The organism is Roseibium algicola, from assembly GCF_001999245.1.
GTDB lineage: Bacteria > Pseudomonadota > Alphaproteobacteria > Rhizobiales > Stappiaceae > Roseibium > Roseibium algicola.
Genome location: NZ_CP019630.1, coordinates 5,764,779 through 5,789,781, shown reverse-complemented (window position 1 = coordinate 5,789,781; position 25,003 = coordinate 5,764,779). Strand labels below are relative to the sequence as shown.

The 25,003-nt window shown below is 56.9% G+C and carries 15 protein-coding genes; 10 read left to right on the top strand and 5 right to left on the bottom strand.

The window, feature by feature from the left end; genetic code table 11:
- Positions 1–197 precede the first annotated feature (197 nt).
- Positions 198–2,087: a L,D-transpeptidase family protein gene (locus tag B0E33_RS26810; protein WP_208997719.1), complete on the top strand. Its 1,890-nt coding sequence runs from the start codon at positions 198–200 to the stop codon at positions 2,085–2,087.
- An 81-nt stretch (positions 2,088–2,168) separates the two neighbouring features.
- On the opposite strand, the gene B0E33_RS26805 is transcribed toward B0E33_RS26810, so the two are convergent.
- Entirely contained in the window at positions 2,169–3,320 is a 1,152-nt protein-coding gene (locus B0E33_RS26805) for a zinc ABC transporter substrate-binding protein (RefSeq protein ID WP_077292898.1), read from the bottom strand.
- A 171-nt stretch (positions 3,321–3,491) separates the two neighbouring features.
- Here B0E33_RS26805 and B0E33_RS26800 point away from each other — a divergent pair, with 171 nt between their 5' ends.
- The 8 genes from B0E33_RS26800 to paaZ all read left to right on the top strand — a co-directional run bounded on the left by B0E33_RS26800 (position 3,492) and on the right by paaZ (position 10,837).
- Positions 3,492–4,352, top strand: a complete 861-nt coding sequence (locus B0E33_RS26800; protein WP_077292897.1) for a PaaX family transcriptional regulator — start codon at positions 3,492–3,494, stop codon at positions 4,350–4,352.
- Positions 4,353–4,481: 129 nt separating this feature from the next.
- A complete protein-coding gene (gene paaA, locus B0E33_RS26795) occupies positions 4,482–5,474 on the top strand; it encodes a 1,2-phenylacetyl-CoA epoxidase subunit PaaA (protein ID WP_077293713.1) in 993 nt (330 codons plus the stop codon).
- A 5-nt stretch (positions 5,475–5,479) separates the two neighbouring features.
- Complete coding sequence (locus B0E33_RS26790; RefSeq protein ID WP_022998700.1) at positions 5,480–5,962, top strand: DUF3291 domain-containing protein; 483 nt, start codon at positions 5,480–5,482, stop codon at positions 5,960–5,962.
- Between the two features lie 16 nt (positions 5,963–5,978).
- Entirely contained in the window at positions 5,979–6,263 is a 285-nt protein-coding gene (gene paaB, locus B0E33_RS26785) for a 1,2-phenylacetyl-CoA epoxidase subunit PaaB (RefSeq protein ID WP_006933303.1), read from the top strand.
- Entirely contained in the window at positions 6,263–7,039 is a 777-nt protein-coding gene (gene paaC / locus B0E33_RS26780) for a 1,2-phenylacetyl-CoA epoxidase subunit PaaC (protein ID WP_206051396.1), read from the top strand. Before paaB ends, paaC begins: the two co-directional genes overlap by 1 nt.
- 4 nt (positions 7,040–7,043) lie before the next feature.
- Positions 7,044–7,556 carry a 1,2-phenylacetyl-CoA epoxidase subunit PaaD gene (gene paaD, locus B0E33_RS26775; RefSeq protein WP_077292896.1) on the top strand — a complete coding sequence of 171 codons (513 nt, stop codon included), beginning with the start codon at positions 7,044–7,046 and terminating at the stop codon, positions 7,554–7,556.
- Between the two features lie 127 nt (positions 7,557–7,683).
- On the top strand, positions 7,684–8,757 hold the full coding sequence (paaE, locus tag B0E33_RS26770) for a 1,2-phenylacetyl-CoA epoxidase subunit PaaE (protein ID WP_077292895.1): 1,074 nt from the start codon (positions 7,684–7,686) through the stop codon (positions 8,755–8,757).
- 31 nt (positions 8,758–8,788) lie between these two features.
- A complete protein-coding gene (paaZ, locus tag B0E33_RS26765) occupies positions 8,789–10,837 on the top strand; it encodes a phenylacetic acid degradation bifunctional protein PaaZ (RefSeq protein WP_077292894.1) in 2,049 nt (682 codons plus the stop codon).
- A 132-nt stretch (positions 10,838–10,969) separates the two neighbouring features.
- On the opposite strand, the gene paaK is transcribed toward paaZ, so the two are convergent.
- Genes paaK through paaG form a run of 3 tightly spaced genes read right to left on the bottom strand, consistent with a single transcriptional unit; the run spans position 10,970 to position 13,551 of the window.
- Positions 10,970–12,280, bottom strand: coding sequence for a phenylacetate--CoA ligase PaaK (gene paaK / locus B0E33_RS26760; RefSeq protein WP_077292893.1), 1,311 nt, complete (start codon positions 12,278–12,280; stop codon positions 10,970–10,972).
- A gap of 38 nt (positions 12,281–12,318) precedes the next feature.
- Positions 12,319–12,744, bottom strand: a complete 426-nt coding sequence (paaI, locus tag B0E33_RS26755) for a hydroxyphenylacetyl-CoA thioesterase PaaI (RefSeq protein ID WP_152510828.1) — start codon at positions 12,742–12,744, stop codon at positions 12,319–12,321.
- Between the two features lie 12 nt (positions 12,745–12,756).
- Entirely contained in the window at positions 12,757–13,551 is a 795-nt protein-coding gene (gene paaG / locus B0E33_RS26750; RefSeq protein ID WP_022998693.1) for a 2-(1,2-epoxy-1,2-dihydrophenyl)acetyl-CoA isomerase PaaG, read from the bottom strand.
- Positions 13,552–13,807: 256 nt separating this feature from the next.
- Here paaG and B0E33_RS26745 point away from each other — a divergent pair, with 256 nt between their 5' ends.
- Positions 13,808–15,127 carry an HlyD family type I secretion periplasmic adaptor subunit gene (locus B0E33_RS26745; RefSeq protein WP_075284772.1) on the top strand — a complete coding sequence of 440 codons (1,320 nt, stop codon included), beginning with the start codon at positions 13,808–13,810 and terminating at the stop codon, positions 15,125–15,127.
- A gap of 112 nt (positions 15,128–15,239) precedes the next feature.
- Here B0E33_RS26745 and B0E33_RS26740 read toward each other — a convergent pair whose 3' ends face one another.
- Positions 15,240–24,935 carry a cadherin domain-containing protein gene (locus tag B0E33_RS26740; protein ID WP_077292891.1) on the bottom strand — a complete coding sequence of 3,232 codons (9,696 nt, stop codon included), beginning with the start codon at positions 24,933–24,935 and terminating at the stop codon, positions 15,240–15,242.
- Between the last annotated feature and the right edge of the window lie 68 nt (positions 24,936–25,003).

Below are 25,003 nucleotides of genomic sequence, written 5' to 3'. Positions count from 1 at the left end.
CTCGGCGGATATGCCGAACAGCCTTCGATCCTTGCAGGGACGCAATAAAACCCTGGTGACTTGGGCAAGGCGTCAGGTTCGAAAAGATTTAAAATAAGCGGGTTTAGACAATGCGAGCGAATGCAATGGCACTGAGCGAATGTACCAGGAAAAAACCGAAACGTTCTGTCCTGGGGACGTCCCTCAGGGCTGGCTTGATGGCGACGGTGCTTTTTTCCGGTTTTAACCTGGTCTCGGTAGAGCCTGCTTCCGCGCAGGGGTTGTTCCAGCGTCTGTTCAATCCGGAAGCGCATCGCCGACAGCAGGAGCGTGAGCGCCAACAGGATCTTAGCAAGAAGGTCGTTACCGCAAAGGTCTCTGCGCCGCGCTACCTCAATTACACGGCCGACAGCTGGAAGAAGGTTTCGCTGGCTGAGTTGTCGGAGATCAAGTCCGCCGAGGTGAAGCCTGATGTCCAGCCCGTTGAAACGACGGATGCCCCGAGCACCGAAAGCGATAGCCTGCCACAGGCTCCGGTCGTTCTGACCGCATTCGACACGGCGCGTCCGGCATTGAAAGACATGTCGCTCACCGTCCTTCCGGAAGTGGGTTCTGCAGTCATTTCATTCTATCGTGAGCATCCCGATTTCGTCTGGGTGAAAGACGGTAAGCCGACAGAAAAGGCAATCGCGGTCCGTAGCAGTCTCGCTGATACAGGCAAATTTGCGCTGAACCCGGAAGACTATGTCGTCGATCTTCCCGTAACTGAAGGTCTTGAAGGTGAGGCACTCGATGCCGCCACGATGCGGTTCGAGATGGAGATGAGTGCAGCCGTTCTGACATATGTTCTGGATTCCAGGCGCGGACGAGTCGATCCGAACCGGATTTCCGAATACCACGATCTTCCGAGGCATGAAGTCGATCTGGTTGCAGCCCTGGAAGGCTTCAAGGCAGCGGCCAATGCCGAAACAGCAGTTACCAAAGCGCAGCCTCAGAGTGAACATTTCCGCAAGCTGACCGAAGAGTTGGCTCGCCTGCGAGCAGAAGATGAAGATGCCGACCAGATCGTCATCGCGCCCGGCACATTCCTGAAGGCTGGCAAGTCCAGCCCGGAAATGAAGAACATCGTCGCCGCGATCGCCAAGAACGGCTCGCAGGAACTCAAGTCGGCTCATGAAGAGACGCTGACTGCCTATGATGGCGCTGAACTTTATTCTCCGGAACTCGTTGAGCTGGTGAAGGCTTTCCAGAAGGAAGCCAAGCTCACGCCGGATGGTATCATCGGCAAGAACACCATCAACGCGATGGTCGGCGAAACCAACGCGGCGAAGATCGCCAAGGTCGAACTGGCCATGGAGCGCAGCCGCTGGCTTCCCGAAGAGCTCGGCGAACGCAAGGTTTTCATCAACCAGGCTGCCTTCACCGCGACCTATACCGCGCCTGACGAAGCTCCATTGAGCATGCGGGTGGTTGTCGGCAAGAAGTCCAATCAGACCAACTTCTTCTACGACAAGATCGAAATCGTTGAATACAATCCCTATTGGGGCGTGCCGTATTCGATCATTGTCAATGAAATGCTGCCGAAACTGGCCAACGACCCGAGTTATCTCGACCGCGCCGGTTATGAAGTAACGACACCAGGCGGCCGGCAGGTTTCGTCTTCCGCGGTCGACTGGTACGCGGTTGCTTCCAAACAGCAATCGGTCAACGTCCGCCAGTATCCGGGCAGCTCAAACGCGCTTGGCGAAGTCAAGATCCTGTTCCCGAACAGGCATCACATCTACATGCACGATACGCCGTCAAAGAACCTCTTCAACAAGGATATGCGCGCATACAGCCATGGCTGCATCCGTCTGCAGGATCCGAAGGCCATGGCCGCTGCGGTTCTCGGCAAATCCAAGGATTACGTGAGCTCGCGTATTTCGGGCGGTCAGAACCAGCAAGAACAGGTGACCGGCGATATTCCGGTTTATGTGTCCTACTTTACGGCGTGGCCTGAACTGGACGGGACGGTTGCCTTCTATACCGACGTCTACGATCGGGACATGCATCTGTTGAAGGCCATCGAGAAAACCGAAGCAGAGCGGGAAAAAGTCAGAACGTCCTGATCTGGGATAGCAGAACAACAAAAGCCGCCGAAGGGGTGACCTCCGGCGGCTTTTTTTGTTTGCCCTCGCGAAGAGGCAATTTCAGGAGGCGCCGCCGAGGCATTCCTTCAGAGAGCTTGAGAGCCCCTTCAGAAGTTGCGGATAAAGGTCCGGGCCATTTTCAAGATCGGTGCCCAGCGGGTCAAGCGTACCTGACCGAGCGCTGCTGCCTTCCAGAACAACCGAAACCAGCTTTGCGTCAAATTGCGGTTCCTGAAAAACGCAGCTTACGCCGAGGTCCCTGATCTTGCCCTGGATTTCCTGAATTCGGTCTGCACTCGCCAGAGCTTCCGGAGAAACGGTAACCGATCCACTGGCCTCGATTTCATAGTGATGTTCGAAATGATGATAGGCATCGTGGAAGACGATGAACTTTTTGTCTGCAAACGGAGCCAGTTCAGCGGAAATGTCCTGATCGAGTGACGCGATCCGCTTGGAAAACGCCGCTGCATTCTTTTTATAGATTTCGGCGTTGGCAGGATCCTGTTTCGCTAGGGTATCTGCCATGATTTTTGCGATCTCGATGCCGTTTTCCGGGTTCAGCCAGATATGCGGATCGACAGCCTCATGTGCCGCGTGCTGATGCTCTGCGTCGTGGTCGTGACCCGAGTGGTCATGGGCATCGGCGTGGCTGTCGTCGTCATCATGTTCGTGGCCGGCATGTTCATGTGCGCCCTCTTCGTGATCATGTTCGCCGCCAGCGTGGTCGTGGTCATCTTCTTCTTCTTCTGCATGATCATGCGCATGCTCTTCGCCACTGTGCCCATCGTCGTGATCGTGATCATGGGCGTCGAAGCTGGCACCTTCTCGAATGTCGAGTTGATGAATTCCAGACGCATCGATCAGTTCGACCGTTACAGCATTCTTGGCCATGGTTTCGATTGGCTTCTTCAGCGAGGGAGCCAGTTCTGGCCCAACCCAGAACACCACATCGGCTCCCTGAAGTAGAAATGCCTGCGACGGTTTCAGCGCATAGCCATGAGGAGAGGAGGCGCCGTCGACAAGGACATAGGGCGTCCCGACACCTTCCATAACAGCCGACGCGATGGAATGGATCGGTTTGATGGACGTGACGACACTGGGGGCGTCGGCGTGCGCATTCACTGTCAGGGTCACTAGTGCTGCTGCGGCGGGAGCCGTCAGATAAAGTGACCTGCAGGCGCTGTTCTTGATGGCGGAGAAGGTGAGGGGCATAGGTAGGCCTTCAGGATGATGTAATTTTATAACGTGTAATTTTATAACGTTCAAAAATCGGGTTTTCAAGTCCACTTTCGCCGGAATGTTGTCGAGAGCATCCGTGAACATCTTGGTTTGCAGCCGCCGTACAGATAAGCTTTAGAAAAATGCTGACGGATCAGAAGCTTCATGCACACCGGAACCGAAATACTTGCTGACAGTTTCCTGCGGCCCTTTCCGCCCAAGGCTGCGCAGCTGATCGTGACCATCTACGGCGACATCGTTGAACCGCGTGGCGGTGTGCTGTGGATGGGAGACCTGATCAGCCTTTGCGCCGGCTTCAGCGTTAATGAATCGCTTGTCAGGACAGCGGTGTCCCGTCTGGTTTCAAAAGGTCAGTTGATAGGTGAGCGGGAAGGCAGGCGCAGCTTTTATGCTCTGACACCGGATGCCCGGGAAGAATATCACCTGGCGGCAGACTTGTTCTATGGCCCTGAGGATCCGGATTGTGGCTGGCTGTTGACCCGTTGTACGGAAGCCGCGGATCAGGCCGTTCTGATGCGGTTTGGTTTCGCGTCACTTGAGGGGAATGTCTACATCGGCGCTGACAGGCCGGGACGCCCCATCCTTGGTACCGCGTTTCGCGCGTCGGCTTTGAACCTGAAATCAGGTGAACTGGAAAAAATAGCTGCTTCCTCATTCGGACTGGAACTGCTGGCTCGGGACTACACAGGCTTTGTCTCCCACTTCAAACCCATGCAGAACCTGATCGCAGATGGTGTTGCGCCTCCGTCAGCACTGTTGTTCCGACTGGCATTGGTGCATGCCTATCGCGGCATTCGCCTGCGGGATCCCCGCCTGCCACGCTCGGTCTTGCCGGCAGACTGGGCCGGATATGAAGCGCGTTCGTTATTCGCAGCGCTCTACGCAGGCCTTTCTCCGGCAGCCGACAGTTACATCGGTCGGAACCTGTTGAATCAGGACGGTCCACTACCGGCCACACCGGATGCAGTGCAGGAACGTATGCGGTCACTTTCCCTAACCGATTGAATTATAGTGTGTTTCGGAAATCATCTGAAACAGGCGACAAAACATCACAAAAATAATTAATTTCATGCTTTTTCTGTGATGTGTTGTGAGGTATCCTTTTGGAAATTCAACATGACGAAAGGAGGCGTCATGTATGCCCAGATGGTAAAAACCGACTCGACCAAAGTTCTCTCTCTCGCGGAGATGACTGACGAGGAAAGAGCCTTTCAGGAACGCATTGACCGTGGTGAGAAAATCGAACCCACGGACTGGATGCCGGAAGGCTATCGCAAGACCCTGATCCGTCAGATCGGTCAGCATGCTCATTCGGAAATCGTCGGCCAGTTGCCGGAAGGCAATTGGATAACCCGTGCGCCTACACTCGAGCGCAAGGCGATCCTGCTCGCAAAGGTTCAGGATGAGGCAGGCCATGGCCTTTACCTCTACTGTGCAGCTGAAACCCTCGGCGTCAGCCGGGACGAGTTGATCGAGCTGCTCCATGCCGGCAAAATGAAATATTCCTCGATCTTCAATTACCCAACCCTGACGTGGGCCGATATCGGTGCCGTCGGATGGTTGGTGGACGGCGCGGCGATCATGAACCAGGTGCCGTTGCAGCGGACGTCCTTCGGGCCGTACTCGCGGGCGATGATCCGTATCTGCAAGGAAGAAAGCTTCCATCAGCGCCAAGGCTACGACATCATGATGAAGATGGCGAAGGGTTCGGAAGCGCAGCGCCGCATGGCGCAGGATGCCTTGAACAGGTTCTGGTATCCGTCGTTGATGATGTTCGGTCCTTCCGACAAGGACTCTGTCCATTCCGCCCAGTCGATGGCCTGGAAGATCAAGATCAACACCAACGACGAGCTGCGCCAGAAGTTTGTCGATCAGACCGTTCCCCAGGCTGAGTATCTCGGGCTGACAGTGCCTGACGACAACCTCAGGTGGAACGAGGAAAAGGGCGGTTACGATTTTTCCGAACCGGACTGGAGCGAGTTTTTCGAAGTTCTCAAGGGCAACGGTCCTTGCAACCGGGAACGCATGGAAGCCCGGGTGACGGCATGGGAAGATGGTGCCTGGGTGCGTGACGGGTTGATGGCGCATGCTGACAAGCGGGTTGCTGCCAGAACCGCGGCCGAGTAAGCGCTATGACCGAAACTCATCTGGCCGAATTGAATGTGGCTCGGCTCCGTTACGATATCAACGATCCGCGGATTGCCGATTTCGTCAACAATCTGAACCGGGTAAACGCCGCCGCCGAACGCAGCAACGGTTTTGTCTGGCGCTTGAAGGATGAGGCCGGCAACGCGGTTTCCATGACGCGCGAAAGCGACCCGTTGGTCATCCCGAACCTTTCGGTATGGACGGACGTCGGGTCTCTGGAAAACTTCGTGTTCAAGACCGTTCACAAACGCATCTACGACCGACGGGCGGAATGGTTTGAAGTGATGGAGCGCATGCATTTTGTCATGTGGCCGGTCGCCGCTGGCCATGTGCCAACGCTCGAAGAAGCTTGGCAGAAGCTCGACTATTTGAACGAGCACGGGTCAACGGATCTTGCTTTCGGCTGGGAGCATGTGAAAGACGCCAATCTGTGGCGGTCGGCACGATGCTCAAGTTCTGCAGCCTGACATTTCGGAGGAAATCATGAAAAAGGAATGGCCCCTCTGGGAGGTCTTTATTCGCGGCCAGCATGGTCTCAATCATCGCCATGTAGGGTCGCTGCATGCACCGGACGCTGAAATGGCAATCAAGAATGCGCGCGACGTCTATACGCGCCGCAAGGAAGGCGTTTCGATCTGGGTCGTGCCGTCGGCACAGATCACTGCTTCTGATCCGGGTGCGAAGGATGCCTTGTTCGAGCCGTCCATGGACAAGATCTATCGTCACCCAAGTTTTTACGACATTCCGGATGAAGTCGGAAAAATGTGATGACCAGAAAAGACGAACTAATCGCACGCGACACTCTCTTCGAATGGCTGCTGCGCAGAGGCGATACGGCGCTTGTTCTGGGGCACCGCGTTTCGGAATGGTGCGGGCATTCTCCTGTCCTGGAAGAAGATATCGCACTCGCCAATGTCGCGCTCGATCTAATCGGACAAGCGCGCATGTGGCTGGGGCTTGCCGGTGAAGTCGAAGGCAAGGGGCGCGGCGAAAATGAGCTGGCTTACCTACGTGATGCCTGGGACTTTCGCAACTTCCTGCTGGCCGAACAGCCAAATGGTGATTTTGGCCAGACGTTGATGAGGCAGTTCCTGATCGATGCCTATCAGGTGCCGTTGCTCGAGGCTCTGAAAAGCTCGAAAGACGAGCGGATCGCTGCCATTGCAGCGAAGGCTGGCAAGGAGGTTGCCTACCATCTCGACCGATCCGCGGACCTCGTGATCCGTCTAGGAGACGGTACTGAAGAGAGCCATCGCCGGATGCAGCAGGCTCTTGATGCGTTGTGGTCCTACACCGGTGAAATGTTCGCCAGTGATGCCATCGACACTGCGATGTCGGAAGCTGGGCTTGCTCCAGATGCCGCCTCCCTGAAAGCGGAATGGAAAGAAACAATCGAAGCTGTTCTGGATGAAGCTACGCTTACCCTTCCGGAAAGCGATTTCGCCCATATGGGCGGCTTGACCGGTCGTCATTCGGAACACCTGGGGCACATGCTGGCAGAAATGCAGTTCCTGCAGCGGGCATATCCCGGCGCAACCTGGTGATCCGATGCCTGTTTCCATGGACACGGTCTGGCAATGGCTTTCCGAGATCCCTGATCCGGAAATCCCGGTTCTGTCCCTGACGGACCTGGGCGTCATTCGTGATGTCTCCTGGCAAGACGAAACGCTTGTTGTAACCGTCACGCCGACCTACAGCGGCTGCCCGGCAACTGCGGTGATCAATCTGGACATCGAAACCAAGTTGCTGGAATGCGGCGTTACCAAGGTGCGTCTTGAGCAGCAGCTCAGTCCGCCTTGGACAACCGATTGGCTGACGCAGGAAGGCCGGGCGAAATTGCGTGCCTACGGCATTGCGCCGCCGGTAGACGGAACCCGCTCGGACGGTTCGGCAGCCGGAAGGGTCGCGCGGCTGACGGGTCAGGGGAGCTTTCAGGTCGCCTGTCCACGCTGTGGTTCGGAAAACACGGAAAAGGTCAGCCAGTTTGGCTCCACGCCCTGCAAGGCGGCTTATCGCTGCCGGTCGTGCCTGGAGCCATTCGATTACTTCAAGTGCCACTGAGAGGGCACTGCAATTAGTCGGGTCGCCAGGGAAGGTGAAAAGCTTCCATAGGCCGTCCTGAGTTTTTTGGCATCCGTTTTTGCCGATATAGGCAGGGTGCAGCAGATCATGTTTCGGGAGGACATGCATGTCGCGGTTTCATGCGCTGACAGTGACTGACGTAACGCCGGATACAAGAGATTCGGTCGTTGTGACCCTTCAGCCGCAGTCGGAGGAACAGGATTTGTTCCGTTTCGAGCAGGGGCAATATCTGACCTTCCGGCGTGACTTCGACGGACACGAGGTGCGCCGTTGCTACTCAATCTGTGCCGGGACCGAAGACGGTGCCCTGAAGGTCGGGATCAAGCGCGTCGACGGAGGGGCTTTTTCCTGCTGGGCGCATGAAAGCATGCGGCCGGGAGACATGGTCGAGGCCATGCCGCCACTCGGCAGCTTCAACGCCCCGATCGAACCGGATCTCGCGCGTTTTTATGTCGGTTTCGCCGGCGGGTCTGGCATCACGCCGATCCTGTCGATCCTGAAGACAGTACTGGCACGCGAGCCGAATTCTCAATTCACACTGGTCTATGCCAACCGGCAGATATCCTCGATCATGTTCCGAGAGGAACTGGAGGATCTGAAAAACCGGTATCTCGGTCGCCTGCAAGTGATCCACATTCTCAAAAGCGATGCGCAGGACACCGAGCTGTTTTCCGGCCGCGTCGATGAGCAGAAGCTGAACGATCTCTTCGATACACTGATCGATCCTCAGGACATTGATATTGCTTTTCTTTGCGGACCTCACGGCATGATGGAAACCGTTCGTGGCAGCCTGGAAGCGCGCGGTGTCGCGGCGGACAAGATACGGCAGGAACTGTTCAAGTCCGATCAGCCGGGACGCTTGCCGGCCCGGCTGCGGCCGGAGGTCATTGATGGTTCAGCGAAAGAGGCCGATCTTCGGTTGACCATCGACGGCACCACGCGGGAAATCCACATGGAACCGGGCGAGACCATTCTGGAAGCAGCGCATCGTCACAACATCGATGCACCATATTCCTGCTGTGCAGGCGTGTGTTCCACATGCCGCGGCAAGGTGCTGGAAGGTGAGGTCGAAATGGCGGCCAATCATGCTCTGGAAGACGACGAAATTCGGGATGGCTACGTTCTGACATGCCAGTCGCGGCCGCTGAGCAAACGCCTCGTCGTGACTTACGACGCCTGAGACCATTCCGTTTCAAGAACTGGAATTCAAAATGACCGTTCATCCGCAAAAAGTCCGCGTGTTGGAAAGTTATCTCGCTGGCAGCTGGAGGCAAGGCAAGGCCGAGGGAAAGCCGCTGCTTGACGCTGCAACCGGTGCGCCTGTCGCCGCGATTGACGCATCCGGTCTGGACCTTGCCGAGGCCCTTGCCTGGGGGCGTGACACCGGTGGCAAGGCCTTGCGCAAGATGACCTACCACGAGCGCGCCTTGATGCTGAAAACCCTGGCGCAGGCGCTGACCGAGCAAAAGGAAATCTTCTACCAGGAGAGTTTTGCCACCGGGGCAACGCGCAAGGACAGCTGGATCGATATTGAAGGCGGCATTGGCACCATGTTCGCCTATTCCTCCAAGGCCCGTCGCGAGATGCCGAACACCCGGGTGTTCGTCGAAGGTGCAGTGGAGCCACTGTCGCGGGACAATAGTTTTTCAGGGCAGCATGTGCTGACACCACTGCGCGGTATTGCCGTTCATATCAACGCTTTCAACTTCCCCTGCTGGGGAATGCTGGAAAAGATCGCCCCCGCCCTGATCGCGGGCGTACCCTGCCTGGTCAAGCCTGCCAGCCAGACTGCTTATCTGACCGAGCTGATGGTTCGCCACATACTGGCGACCGGCATTCTTCCTGAAGGCTCGCTTCAGCTTCTTTGCGGGTCGGCGGGTGATCTGATCGACCATGTCACGGGACAGGATGTTGTTACCTTCACCGGATCCGCCGCCACCGGACAAATGCTGCGTCGGAACCCGGCAATCGTGCAGAATTCCGTTCGCTTCTCCATGGAGGCCGACAGCCTCAATGCTGCGGTTCTGGGCCCGGATGTCAGCCCCGAAGATCCCGAATTTGACCTCTTCATCAAGGAAGTTGCCCGGGAAATGACCGTGAAGGCAGGGCAGAAGTGCACTGCGATCCGCCGGGTCATCGTGCCGCGTAAATTGTCCGATGCGGTTGCTGATGCGCTCGGCAAGAGGCTTGGGAAGGCCGTGATCGGAGATCCGCGAGACGAAGCGGTGTCGATGGGGCCACTCGCTTCAGCCGGTCAGCGTGAGGAAGTGCTTGCGCGCGTAAGTGATCTGAAGGTGGAAGCTGAGATCGTTTCCGATCTTGCAGGCTCAAGCCCCGCAACCGGCGCGTTCGCGGCTCCCGTACTTTTGCATTGCGCCAACCCGATGAGCGCAGAAGCGGTTCACTCGGTTGAAGCGTTCGGACCGGTTGCGACATTGATGCCCTACGACGAGCTGGAGGAAGCGGTCGAACTCACCCACAAGGGCAAGGGCTCTCTTGTTGCCTCGCTGTTTACAAACGACCCCTTGGTTGCCGAGGAAGCCGTTCTCGGCATGGCTCCTTTCCATGGACGCGTCATGATCGGCAATCGGAAGAGTGCAAAGTCTTCAACCGGACATGGTTCTCCCTTGCCCATGCTTGTGCACGGCGGACCGGGCCGGGCAGGTGGTGGCGAAGAACTTGGCGGCCTGCGCTCGGTCAAACATTACATGCAACGGACGGCGGTCCAGGGAACGCCCGCCTTGCTGGGCGCAGTGACCGGCCGCTGGATTTCCGGTGCACCAGGTCAGGAAGACAGCCGGCACCCGTTCCGCAAGTCATTGGCCGACCTCAAGATCGGCGATCAGCTGAACACCGGGGCACGGGAAGTTTCCCTGGAAGATATCGAGCATTTTGCCAAGTTCACCGGCGACACCTTCTATGCGCATATGGATGAAGCCGCCGCGATACGGAACCCGTTCTTCGAAGGCCGCGTGGCACATGGCTATCTGATTGTTTCCTTCGCAGCGGGTCTGTTCGTCGATCCTGATGAAGGTCCGGTGCTGGCGAATTACGGCGTTGACAATCTGCGTTTCATGACGCCGGTGAACGCAGGTGATGCACTCAAGGTTCAGTTGACCGCCAAGGAGATTTCGCCGCGTATTTCAGCAGACTATGGCGAAGTGCGGTGGGATTGTCTTGTGACCAACCAGAATGATGAAGCTGTTGCCCAGTACGACGTTCTGACATTGGTCGCCAAGGAATGGCCGATGTCTGCGTAAGCCGACCACATATCCAAATGAAAAAGGCCACCTGATCAGGTGGCCTTTTTCTTTGGCGAAAGGTCTGGAAAGGACCGGCTGATTTTGATGTCTTGGAGAAACGTCCTCCGGACACCTGGCCTGCGTGTTTCCTTATTCCTTGGGTCTGTTGTCGACGACCCGCTTTGCCTTGCCGGCGGAACGTTCCACTTTGCCGGGCTCGGCAACATCGATCCTTGCGGATACGCCGACCACGCTCTTGATGTGATGAGAGAGTTCCTTCGCCGATGCCTGACGTGCGTCACTTGTTGCTGCTGTCGGCAGGGCTTCGACGTGCACTGTCATGACGTCCAGGCGGTTGGACCGGGAAAGCTCTATCTGGAAATGCGGCGACAGGCCTTCGCATTTCAGGATCTGTTCTTCGATCTGGGTCGGGAATACGTTGACGCCGCGCAGAATGATCATGTCGTCAGATCGACCGGTGATTTTTTCCATTCGCCGCATGGACCGGGCCGTGCCGGGCAGTAGCCTGGTCAGGTCGCGCGTGCGGTAGCGGACCATTGGCAGGCCTTCCTTGGTAAGCGTGGTGAAGACCAGCTCTCCAATTTCGCCGTCCGGTAGAACGTCGCCGGTCACCGGATCAATGATTTCCGGGTAGAAGTGGTCTTCCCAGATGTGGAGACCATCCTTCGTTTCAACGCATTCGTTGGCAACGCCCGGTCCAAGCACTTCCGACAAGCCGTAGATGTCGACAGCATGCATGTCGAACGCGTCTTCGATTTCCTTGCGCATTGCGTTGGTCCAGGGTTCGGCGCCGAAGATCCCCGTCGCAAGCGACGTTTCCCGAGGATCGATGCCTTGCCGCCGGAATTCATCCAGAATGGACAGGAGGTAGGACGGCGTCACCATGATGATGCGCGGTTTGAAGTCCTGGATAAGTGTCACCTGGCGTTCCGTCATGCCACCGGAGACCGGAACAACCGTGCAGCCTAGCTTTTCTGCGCCGTAGTGGGCGCCCAGTCCGCCGGTAAAGAGACCGTAGCCATAAGCAACATGGATGATGTCACCCGGACGGCCACCAGAGGCTCGAATGGAGCGAGCGACGAGACCGGCCCACATGTCGATGTCGTTGGCTGTGTAGCCAACCACCGTCGGTTTGCCGGTCGTGCCCGAGGAGGCGTGTACGCGTACGATCTTGTCGCGCGGGACAGCGAACAAACCGAACGGATAATTGTCCCGGAGATCGCTCTTGGTCGTAAACGGAAATTTCGACAGGTCCGAGAGGGTCTTCAGGTCGGAAGGGTGTACGCCTTTCTCGTCGAAGCGTTGCTTGAAAAGCGGAACGTTTTCATACGAATGGGTGAGGGACCATTGCAGTCTCTTCAGCTGCAGGGCCGACAATTCGTCCCGGCTGGCTGTTTCAATAGGCTCAAGATCTCCCGGTCGCGGAGCCAGATTTTCCATATTTTCCTCCCTTGAGCAGCCCGTCTGGCCGCTCGCCGTCATTCCGGCAAGATTGTACCTTTGGTCGTTCTGGAATTGCCGCGGAATTCGGCAATGACAGTGCCATTCTGGTTGGCCACCGTCACGTCGTAGAGGCCGGATCGGCCGGTACGCGATTTCTCGCTGGCCGTAGCCGTCAAGCGGTCTCCGAGATGGGCCGGTGCCAGAAACGTGATGTCGCAATGCTGGGCAACCGTAACCTGGTTGTACGTGTTGCAGGCAAAAGCGAAGGCACTGTCGGCGAGCGTGAAGATATAGCCGCCGTGGCAAATGCCGTGGCCGTTGGTCATGGCCTTCGTAACCGTCATCGCCATCGACGAATGTCCGGCACGTACATCTTCAAGTTTCATGTCCAGGTGCTGTGTCGCCGTATCCTGCGACCACATGCGATCGGCGCAGGCGCGCGCAAATTCATCCGGTGTCATTCTGTGCCTCATTCAAGCGCCGGTAAATCGGGCGGACCGCTTTTCAAGGAAAGCGGTGACGCCCTCCCGATAATCATTCGTGCGTCCTGCCTGACGTTGGCTATCGCGCTCGGCGTCCAGTTGCCGATCGAGTGACTGGTCTGCTGCCGATTGTATCAGTTCCTTGGTAAGCGCAAGGCCGGTGGTTGCCCCCGCGGCCAGCTGCGTTGCCAGCGTCCCGGCCTCCGTCATGAGGTCCGTATCCGGAACTGCCTTCCAGATGAGGCCCCAAGAGGCAGCTGTCTCGGCCCCCAACGGTTCGCCCGTCATGGCGAGTGCCTTCGCACGGGCTTCTCCAATCAGGCGTGGCAGCAACCATGTGCCGCCCGAATCGGGAACCAGGCCGATCTTGGAGAAAGCCTGGATGAAACGGGCAGACTGGGCGGCGAGGACGATATCGCAGGCAAGCGCTACATTGGCGCCTGCACCCGCGGCAACGCCGTTGACCGCACAGATGACAGGCTTTCTGAGAGCCCTGATTTGCCGAACCAGGGGATTGTAAAGTGTCTCGAGTGTTACGCCGAGATCAGGTGCCTCGCCACCTCCGCGCATGTCGCGATCGGAAAGGTCCTGACCAGCGCAGAAAGCGCGGCCGGCCCCGGTCAGCAGCACAGCCCTGATTGAGCTGTCTTCCGTTGCGGTGGTCAAATGCTTGCGAAGCGCATGATGCATGGCTTCGTTGAAGGCATTGAGCCGGTCCGGTCTGTTGAGTGTTAGAAAAAGACAGCCATCCCGCTGTTCAGCGAGCACAGTATCACGGTCTGTCATGCGCCCCTCCCAAAGCATCACACCTTTTGCATGAAAAACGATAATGTTGTGACATTAATGCACGACGAAACGTTCTGGTCAAAGGCAGAATGCAGTTTTCCGGTACGCCAAATCACTTTGGTCGGTTCGCCACTGGCAACACGTCCGCTTTTCAACTCTTGTGAGAAAAGGCGCTTAAAATATGGTCAGCCCGATTCAGCTGATATTTACTTTAATCGTCAATAGTTAGCCCAGTTTCGGCCAGCGCTAGGGCAACATGTTTATCCGTAAAACCACCGCTGACAATTTTTCGTTGGACATTCCTCTGGAACTTGAGGAAGGCCCGCCGCCAGTCGCGTACCGGCGCGTTCTGCAGGTTTTATCGCTGACTGCGGCGGCTTTTCTAGCGTGGGCGGCAATCGGACAGGTGCGTGAAGTCGCCAGTGCGACAGGGGAAATTGTTCCGGCAGGCAAGGTGCAGACTGTCGGTCACCTGGAAGGTGGCATCGTTGCAGAAGTGTTGGTTCAGGAAGGCCAACTGGTTGAAATAGGCACCCCCATCGTTCGGTTGCAGGAAACCGCGGCGTCGAGTGATCTCGAGAAGGTCCAGACTCGCTTGAAGTTTCTGGCGACCGAAGAGCAGCGGCTCGGAAATCCGGGTCTTGGCAGCGCCGCCAACGGCCTGAGACTAGGTGCCGATGCAGGCTTCAGCGAAGCGCAACAGGCTGCCTATGACGCGCAACGCCTGGCACTGGAAAAAGAACAGCAGGCCTTGAAGGCGAGGGTGAGCGAAAAGCAGGCAGAGCTAGCCAGTATTCTGGAACGGATAGCCCTGCAGGAAACCCAGATCGAGATCCAGCAGGAACAGTACAAGATCCAGGAAAACCTCTTCGAACAGGGTTACACATCCAAGCGGCGCTTTCTGGAAGCCAAGTCGTCTCTTCAGAATGCCCAGAGCCTTTTGAGCGAACTGAACGGTATGAGCGGCAGCGTTCGAGCACAGTTGACGGAGGCAACCGCCAGCCTGGAACGTTCGATTGCCGTAGCCGAAGAGGAGCAGGCCGTAGAGCGCAGCCGGGTTGCGCAGGAGCGCAGTGAGCTGACTTTCGAAGCCGATAAACAGAAAGACCGGTACGACCGACTGTTCGTGCGAGCTCCGGTCAGCGGGCACATCAAGGCGCTTTATCTCAAAGGTTCGGGCAGTGTACTGGCGCCTGGCGATGTGGTTGCTGAAATTGTGCCGAGCGATAGCGATCTTGTTGCCGAGGTTCGTGTTTCACCGCGCGATATCGGCCATGTGGATGTCGGTGACGAGGCAGAAATCGCCGTTACGACCTTCGACCCGAATATCGAAGGTACCTTGAAGGGGGAAGTTTCCGTGATCTCGGCGTCAAGTTTTCGGGATGAATACGGCAACTACTATTTCAAGGCCATGATCCCGCTGAAAACCAACACGATCGGGCAGGGTGCGCGCGCTGAAACAATCTCGCCAGGCATGGTCGTTGACGCAAAGATCGTCACAGGGTCCAAGTCCGTGCTCCAGTACATGTTGAAGCCGGTCACCCGCGCAATCGGAGATCCGCTCAGCGAACGTTGAGCCGGGTCATATCCAAATCCCATTTTCCGAATTCTGTCACTGGCAGATAAATGAAAAGCCCCGCCGTTTCCGGCGGGGCTTTTCGTCAGTCACCGCTGTCCGGTGACATCAGCTACCAGCGGATTTCCTCAACATCGTTGAAGTTGACACGGCTGCCGTCTGCAAAGTCGATGTAGCCGTCGGCATCCTGGGAAAGGTCGAGCCTGCCGCCTTCAAGGTCTGTTGTCTCGATCGAGCCGTTGGTGATCGTCACTGTCCAGTCCGTACCGTATTCGCCGGCGGCAGTGATCCCTGGACCACCACCCAGATCGATAACGTCTGTCCAACCGGCCCCCATGCCTGCGTTGATGGTGTCACTGCCGTCGCCCAGGCCGTACATGAACAGGTCTGACCCGTCACCACCGCTCAGGTTGTCGTTGCCAAGACCACCGATGATCACATCATCTCCAGCGCCACCGCTGATGTTGTCGTGCCCGTCGCCACCGAAGATAAGGTCGCGGCCGTCACCTGCCGAAATGTTGTCATTACCGGTGCCGCCTTCGATCCTGTCGTTGTTTGAACCGCCTTCGATAACGTCATCACCACCGGCGCCGTCAAGGTGGTACGTATAGTCGTAGCCTGCACCGCTGCCGGTATTGCTTTCGTCAGTATCGTTGTAGGTGACGTCATATTCGCCGGTAACGGCAATCGAGAAGGATTCACTCGACTGGGATCCATCCGCGGAAGTTGCGGTGATCGTCAGATCGATCGAATTTTCAATCTCGCTGTCGAAGAACGCATGGTCTGCAATTGTGACATTGCCGTCGGCATCGATCTCGAAGCGGTCGTCACTCAGAGTGTAGGTAACTGCATCGCCGTTCGGGTCGTCGGCAAAAGCGGTGATCCCAACCTGTGTGCCGGCACCATCCAGTTCGTGGATTGTGTTGGCGGACGCGTTGGTATCGGTCACATCACTAATTGGGCGATCGATCAGATGTTCCGATTGGATTTCTCCGTCGGCAAACCTGAAGTTCTCGACGTTGGACACCGTATCGATACCGTCAGGAGCGCCGGAGCGAAGATCGGAAATCGTGTAGCTGCCATCCTCGTTCTGGACGATGTTATAGTCTTCCCAGTTACCGGAATAGATGGCGGTATCCGTTCCAGTGCCACCGTCGAGGCTGTCGTTGCCAGCACCACCGAAAAGAGTATCGTTGCCTTCGCCACCAAGTATGGTGTCGTTGCCTGCTCCTGCCCAGATGACGTCGTTTCCAGTCCCACCGTCAATCGTCATATCGGTGGTATAAGTGTAGGTGTCGCTGGTCATGTCCAGTATGTCGTCACCGGCGCCCAGATTTACGCTTTCGATGCTGTCAATACGTGGCCCGGAAGCTTCTGAGTGCATGCCTGAAAAAGTGTCGTCCAGGAAAATTGCATCGGAGCTTTCGGTGCCCAGCAGCGTGTCTGTACCGTCTCCACCTTGGAAGACGTCCGAGTTCATTGTGCGACCTGCAATCGAAACAGTTTCGCCAGTAACTGTGTTGACCGCCGAATAGCCGGACCAAGTGCCGTCACCGCCCATCTGGAACGTATCATCTCCCTCGCCACCCTGAAGAAGGTCTGCGCCAGCACCACCTGTCAGCGTATCGTTTCCGGCACCACCCTGCAGCTTGTCGCTTCCAGAAGAGCCGGTGAGAACGTCGTTGCCTTCTCCGCCGTCTATATTGCCACCATTGCTATGAGCGGTGATTGAATCGTCGCCCGTGCCACCAGTGACAGAAGTTTCAGCAACGCCGGTATCGGTAAAGGTCACACCGCCATTGGCGAGCTGCAGATTTTCTGCAGCATCGGAAACAGTCAGGGTGAAGCTCTTGTTCGAAGAGGACCCGTCCGTCGACGTCGCGGTTACGGTGATGCTGATTTGCGGTTCGCTCTCGTAGTCAAAGCTGGCGCCGGACGCGACGCGAACCGTTCCGTCCGCATCTACTGTAAAACGACTGTCGTTGACAGTATAGGAAACGGTGTCGGACGCGTTTGCGTCATCTGCAAATGCCTTAATGCCAACGGTTGATCCTGCACTTGCACTTTCGTTGACGGTATTGTCGGCAGCGTCCGTATCCGAAACCGCAGAAATATCTTTCGCGACAAGATCGCCTGCAAGAATGTCGCCATCCGCGAAGCGGAAATTCTCAACTCCGACGACAGTGTCGGTTCCGTCCGGCGAGCCGGAGCGGTTGTCGACGACCGTGTAGGTGCCGTTCGCGTTTTCGGTAACGGTATAGTCGGAACGGTTACCGGAATAGATTGCGGTGTCCGTACCGCTTCCGCCGTCGATATAGTCGTTGCCGGCCCCACCTTCGAGCGTGTCGTTTCCGGCGCCGCCGTACAGCTTGTCGCTGCCTGAGCCGCCCTGAAGGGTGTCGTCGTCATTTTCGCCGGACAGGCTATCGTTGCCTGCGCCACCGATCAGTGTGTCGTTCCCGCTGCCGCCAAAGATAGTGTCGTTACCTTCGCCGCCATCCAGGTAGTTGTCACCGGTGTTCGGCTGGGTGCCACGCTCATCATCGATGAAATCGTCGCCCGCACCGCCGTAAACGACGTCGTTGCCTTCGCCGAACATGATGGTGTCATTGCCTGCGCCGCCATAGATCGTGTCGTCGCCCGCACCGCTGTAGATGGTGCTGCCGTCGTCATGAGCGGTAATCGTGTCGGCACTGTCGTTGCCGGTGATGGATGTTTCGGCGACGCCGGTATCGGTGAAGGTAGTTTGACCTTCCGCCATCTGATAGGCTTCAGCGACGTCGGCAACCGAAAGAGCAAAGGTTTCCTGAGACGTGGAGCCGTCAGAAGACGTCGCGGTCACCGTCAGGTTGATGGTCGGTTCGCTCTCGTAGTCAAACGTTGCTCCGGCGGCTACCGTTACCAGGCCATCGTCGCCAACGGTGAACCGGTTATCGGACACCGTATAGGTTACTGTGTCGGTCACATCACTGTCCGTTGCCTGAACAGTAATACCGACTGCGGTGCCTTCTCCGGCATTTTCCGCGAAGCCATTGGCCGTCGCATCGATGTCGGTCACCGCGGATACGGCAACTTCATTGACATCGGAAACGGCGATCGTGAAGGTTTCTTCCGAGGTTGAGCCATCGGTTGAAGTTGCCGTCACGATGATGTCGATTGACCCTTCGGTTTCCGCATCAAAGCTCGCACCTTCCGCTACCCGAACCACGCCGTTTTCGTCCACGGTGAAGCGGCTGTCGTTGACAGCATAGGAAACCGTATCAGAGACATCGGCATCGCTTGCCGACGCCGTGATACCAACCTGTGTGCCTGCGGCCGCATCTTCTGCGATTGTGTTTGCCGAGATGTCTGCGTCAGACACGCTGGAAATGTCGAATTCGTCGACATCAGACACCGCTACGGTAAAGGTTTCCGTTGAAGTCGAGCCGTCAGAAGACGTCGCGGTCACGGTTACGTTGATGGACCCTTCGGTCTCTGCGTCGAAGCTGGCACCATCGGCAACACGAACCACACCGTTTTCATCGATTGTGAAGCGCGTGTCATCAACAGCGTAAGAAACCGTGTCAGAGGCATCTGCATCTGTTGCCAGGGCCGTGATGCCAACCTGAGTGCCGGCAGTTGCTGCTTCCGAAATCGTGTTATCAGAGGTGTCCGTATCGGTGACGTTTGAAACGGCGCCCTCGTTGACGTCGGAAACGGCAATCGAGAAGGTCTCCTGCGACGTGGAACCGTCAGAGGAGGTGGCAGTCACGACAATGTCGATGGAACCTTCGGTTTCTGCATCGAAGCTGGCGCCATCGGCAACACGGACGACGCCATTCGCATCGACAGTAAAGCGGCTGTCATCGACGGAATAGCTCACAGACGCGGTGATATCCGCGTCACTCGCGTGTGCTGTAATGCCAACCTGTGTCCCGGAAGATGCGTCTTCGGAAATCGTGTTCGTCGCGGCGTCGGTGTCGGAAACGGCTGAGACGTCGTATTCGTTAACGTCGGACACGGCAATCGTGAATGTCTCTTCGGAAGCCGAGCCATCGGAAGACGTGGCGGTTACAACGATGTCGATGGAACCTTCGGTTTCCGCGTCGAAGCTGGCCTCATCCGCAACCCGGACAACGCCGTTTTCGTCCACGACAAAGCGATCGTCATCTACGGTGTAGGACACAGTATCAGACGTGTTTCCATCTTCAGCGAACGCGGTGACGCCGACAGCCGTTCCTGCAGTAGCGTCTTCCGCAACCGTGTTTGCGCTGCTGTCCTTGTCGGTAACGGTAGAAATATCCTGCGCGATCAAATCGCCCGAAAGAACATCGCCATCGGCAAACCGGAAGTTTTCAACATTCACGACGGTGTCGGTACCATCGGGAGAACCTGGACGATTGTCCGTAACGGTAAAGATGCCTTCGTTCTCGGTAATGGTGTAGTCAGCGAAATTGCCGCTGTAGACCGCTGTGTCAGTACCTAGCCCGCCGTCGATCATATCGTCGCCGGCACCACCCGTCAGCGTGTCGTCCCCCGGGATAACCGCGGCCGCACTGACAAAATCGGAGGTGAACAGGTCTACTGACGTTCCGCCTGGAGGCGTTACCGTTGCATCGAGAACCTCTTCTCCCTGGTTCTCCCAGACCTTGACGACAATGGTGTAGATCTCACCCGGTTCCAGATCAACGTCCGCCCAGCGGGTGGTCGCTGATTGGTGGTAATCATTGTCGAGATAGTCGGTCTGCGTACCGTTCTGGTTGGTGAACGTCAGTCGGTTGCCATAGGCATCGAAGATCTCGATGGTGGATCCATCGTCCGAGCGGGTGGAGAAACGATAGGTGCCGCCATCTGTGGCGGTGAAGTTGGACGTCAGAATGACACCAAAATCTTCAGGATTATCAGTTGACCCGCGCGCACCCTGGACAATTGTGTCCAGGTCGAACGCATCCGTCGTTCCCTCGTCGATCAACGTGCCTGAGGAGATGTCGACAGTCTGGCCGGCATCGCCACTGAAGTTGTGGTCATAAACCTGGTAGTGCCAGGTGCCGGACACAGGTGCATTTTCACCATAGATCGTGTCATTCCCGGCGCCACCTTCGATCGTGTCGTCACCCGCACCACCTGCAAGAGTATCGGCAGCATTGATTCCGGAAATCGTGTCGTTGCCATCTGCGCCATCGACGTTGCCACCGTCGGCGTGTGCCACAATGGTATCGTCACCGGAGCCGCCAGTGATGCTGGTTTCAGCGACAGAAACATCGGTGAAGGTCTGGCCGCCGTCTTCGAGCTGATAGTCTTCAGCAACGTCGGTTACTGAAACCGAGAATGCATCCGAAGACGTGGAGCCGTCGGAAGACGTCGCGGTCACCGTCAGAGTGATGTTGGGTTCGCTTTCAAAGTCGAAAGAAGCACCATCTGCAACGCGGACAACGCCGTTTTCGTCCACCGTGAAACGGTTATCGTCTACCGAGTAGGATACCGTGTCAGTGATGTCGCTGTCGGTCGCAAGAACCGTGATGCCAACTTGCGTTCCGGCGGCGGCATCTTCGGTAATCGAATTTGCCGTTGCGTCCGTATCAGTTACGGGAGTGATGGCACTTTCATTGATATCGGAAACAGCGATTGTGAAGGTCTCTTTAGAGCTCGATCCATCGCTTGAGGTCGCCGTCACGTTAATGGCGATGGAACCTTCGGTTTCCGCATCGAAGCTCGCCCCCTCAGCCACACGGACGACACCGTTGTCATCAACAGTGAAGCGCGTATCGTTCACCGAGTACGAGACAGTATCTGTGACGTCCTTGTCTTCGGCAAATGCGGTCACACCAACCTGGGTACCTGCCACAGCATCTTCCGCAACGGTGTTGGCAGAAGTGTCGGCATCGGTAACAGCTGAAATGTCAAACTCATCAACATCAGACACCGCGATGGTGAAGGTCTCTTCCGAGGTCGAACCATCGGTCGAGGTCGCCGTCACGATGATGTCGATGGACCCTTCAGTTTCGGCATCGAAGCTTGCGCCGTCAGCAACCCGAACCACGCCGTTCTCATCGATAGTGAATCGTGCGTCGTCGACGGAGTAGGAGACAGTGTCGGTGGCGTCTGCATCTGTTGCCAGGGCCGTCACGCCGACCTGGGTGCCTGCGCTTGCATCTTCCGCGATGGTGTTGGCCGAAGAATCCGTGTCGGTAACATCAGACACGGCGCTTTCGTTGACGTCTGAAACGGAAATCGTGAAGGTCTCTTCCGAAGTCGAACCGTCAGTCGAAGTCGCCGTGACGATGATATCGATGGAGCCCTCGGTTTCGGCGTCGAAGCTCGCGCCGTCTGCAACCCGAACCACACCGTTTTCGTCAACGGTGAAACGGGCGTCGTTGACGGTGTAGGAGACCGTGTCGGAGATGTCCTTGTCTTCGGCGAATGCGGTGACACCAACCTGTGCGCCAGCGACAGCATCTTCTGCAATGGTATTGGCAGATGTGTCTGTGTCGGTGACAGCTGAAATGTCATACTCATCAACATCAGAAACGGAGATCGTGAAGGTCTCTTCCGAGGTCGAGCCGTCGGTGGAGGTCGCCGTCACGATGATATCGATGGACCCTTCGGTTTCTGCGTCGAAGCTTGCGCCGTCAGCAACCCGAACCACGCCGTTCTCATCGATAGTGAATCGTGCGTCGTCAACGGAGTAGGAGACAGTGTCGGTGGCGTCTGCATCTGTTGCCAGGGCCGTCACGCCAACCTGGGTACCGGCAGCTACATCTTCTGCAATTGTGTTGTCGGAAGAATCCGTGTCGGTGACAGCGGAGACTGCGCTTTCGTTGACGTCTGAAACGGAAATCGTGAAGGTCTCTTCCGAAGTCGAACCGTCAGTCGAAGTCGCCGTGACGATGATATCGATGGAGCCCTCGGTTTCGGCGTCGAAGCTCGCGCCATCTGCAACCCGAACCACACCGTTTTCGTCAACGGTGAAACGGGCATCGTTGACGGTGTAGGAGACCGTGTCGGTGATGTCCTTGTCTTCGGCGAATGCGGTGACACCAACCTGTGTGCCAGCGACAGCATCTTCTGCAATGGTATTGGCAGATGCGTCTGTGTCGGTCACGGCGGTGACGTCATACTCATCAACGTCAGAAACGGAGATCGTGAAGGTCTCTTCCGAAGTTGATCCATCGGTGGAGGTCGCCGTCACGATGATATCGATGGAGCCTTCGGTTTCGGCATCGAAGCTCGCGCCAGCCGCAACCCGAACCACACCATTGTCGTCAACGGTGAAACGGGTGTCGTTGATCGAATAAGAAACCGTGTCGGTGGCGTCTGCATCAGTTGCCAGAGCGGTCACGCCAACCTGTGTACCAGCGCTCGCATCTTCGGCGATGGTGTTGGCCGAGGAATCCGTGTCGGTGACAGCGGAAACGGCGCTTTCGTTGACGTCGGAAACCGCAATCGTGAAGGTTTCTTCCGAGGTCGAACCGTCGGTCGAGGTCGCCGTCACGATGATGTCGATGGACCCTTCAGTTTCCGCGTCGAAGCTCGCGCCGTCTGCAACCCGAACCACGCCGGTTTCGTCAACGGTGAAACGGGCGTCGTTCACGGAATAGGAGACGGTGTCCGTTACATCTTTGTCTTCGGCAAATGCAGTGACGCCCACCTGCGTACCAGCCGCAGCATCTTCCGCGATGGTGTTGGCGGAAGTGTCTGTGTCGGTCACCGCGGTGATGTCATACTCATCAACGTCTGACACCGAGATCATGAAGGTCTCTTCCGAAGTCGATCCATCGGTAGAGGTAGCGGTCACGGTGATGTCGATGGACCCTTCGGTCTCCGCGTCGAAGCTTGCGCCGTCGGCAACCCGAACAACACCGTTCTCATCAACCGTGAAGCGGGCATCATCAACCGAATAAGAAACCGTGTCGGTGATGTCCTGGTCTTCGGCGAATGCAGTGACGCCCACCTGCGTGCCAGCTGCAGCATCTTCTGCAATTGTATTGGCAGATGTATCTGTGTCGGTTACGGCGGTGACATCATATTCATCGACGTCGGACACCGATATCGTAAAGGTCTCTTCCGAGGTCGAACCGTCGGTGGAAGTCGCCGTGACAGTGATGTCAATGGACCCTTCGGTTTCGGCATCGAAGCTAGCACCGTCCGCAACCCGAACCACGCCGTTCTCATCGATAGTGAAACGTGCGTCGTCGACGGAGTAGGAGACAGTGTCTGTAGCGTCTGCATCAGTCGCCAGTGCAGTTACGCCAACCTGGGTGCCCGCGCTCGCATCTTCCGCGATGGTGTTGGCCGAAGAATCCGTGTCGGTAACAGCGGTGACGTCATACTCATCGACGTCAGATACCGCGATCGTGAATGTCTCTTCCGAGGTCGAACCGTCGGTCGAGGTTGCTGTCACGATGATATCGATGGAACCTTCGGTTTCGGCATCGAAGCTCGCGCCATCCGCAACTCGAACGACGCCATTCTCATCAACCGTGAAACGGGGATCATCGACGGTGTAGGAGACGGTGTCCGTTACATCTTTGTCTTCGGCGAATGCGGTGACGCCCACCTGCGTACCAGCCGCAGCATCTTCCGCGATGGTGTTGGCGGAAGTGTCTGTGTCCTGAACTGCGGACGTAGCGTATTCGTTTTCGTCTTCGACCTTCAATGTGAAGCTTTGCGTGGACTGCGAGCCGTCGGTGGAGGTGGCGGTCACAGTGAAGGAGACAGTCGCTTCGGTTTCAGCGTCAAACACGGCGTCTTCGGCAATGCTGACCACACCCTGGTCATCGATGACAAAGCGCGGGTCGTCTATGGAGTAGGAGACACTGTCGCTCACGTCCCGGTCGGTCGCCACAACAGTGATGCCAGCCTGACTGCCGCCGTCTACACCTTCGGAAATTGTGTTCGCAACAGCGCCGACCGTGCTGATCGGGCTGACGTCGTATTCGTTCACGTCACGGATATTGATCGTGAAGGTTTCTGTCTGCGTCGCTCCGTCGGATCCGGTGGCAAGCACGATGATCTGGTGACTTCCAGCCGTTTCGGCATCGAGCGAACCTGCTACCGTAACGATGCCCGTCTCGGGATCAATGGAGAACAGACCACCCGCATCGTCCAGGAGGCTGTAGGTTACGCTGGCCCCTTCTGCGGCGGTTGCGCTTGCCCGAATGCCGGTTGCAGATCCGACTGCTGAATTTTCGTCAACGGCGTTTTCAGTTGCATCGATATCGGTGACCGCAGACAAATCGGAAGCGACGATGCCCGCAGCAAGGTCGTCGTTGCCGTCATCGAAACCTGCGCCTGACTGCACCTGGCCATTCTGGCTACTGAAGGTGCCGTCGCCCGGGTTGGTTGCGGAGCCATTCGAATAGGTCTGGTTCGATCCATCATCCAGAGCAGAAGCTATGCTTGCGGACGTGCCGCCGCCCAACGGCAAATCGTCGCTGTTCGACCCTGAAAAGTCCTGTGTGCCGGTTGAATTGTCGGAAGATTGCTCAGCGTATGCATTGACTGCATCGCTGTTTTCAAGCGCAGAAAGCTCCGTGCCATCATCCTCAAACCCGATACCTTGCGCGCCGGACGATGGGTCTTCCTGTTCGACGTAGCGTTGTTCTTCCTCGTCGCTTCCAAGGTGCAGGTTGGCGTTGACCTGTTCCATGGATTCGCCCATGTCCTGGTCGAGATGATAGTCGTGCGCCTTGTCGAGATGCTCATCTCGATTATCGAGAAGCCCCGAATGCAGGATGCTATCGGAATTCAGGGTCGTCCTGGTTTCCGTAGTGTTACCTTCTGACGAGGTGTTTTCCTGGGTGTCTCGATTCTGAGTGTCGCTTGCCATTTCGGTCGCACGTCCGCACAATTTCCGATAATGCCAATGAACGTCGGCGTCCTTAACAAAGCGCAAAA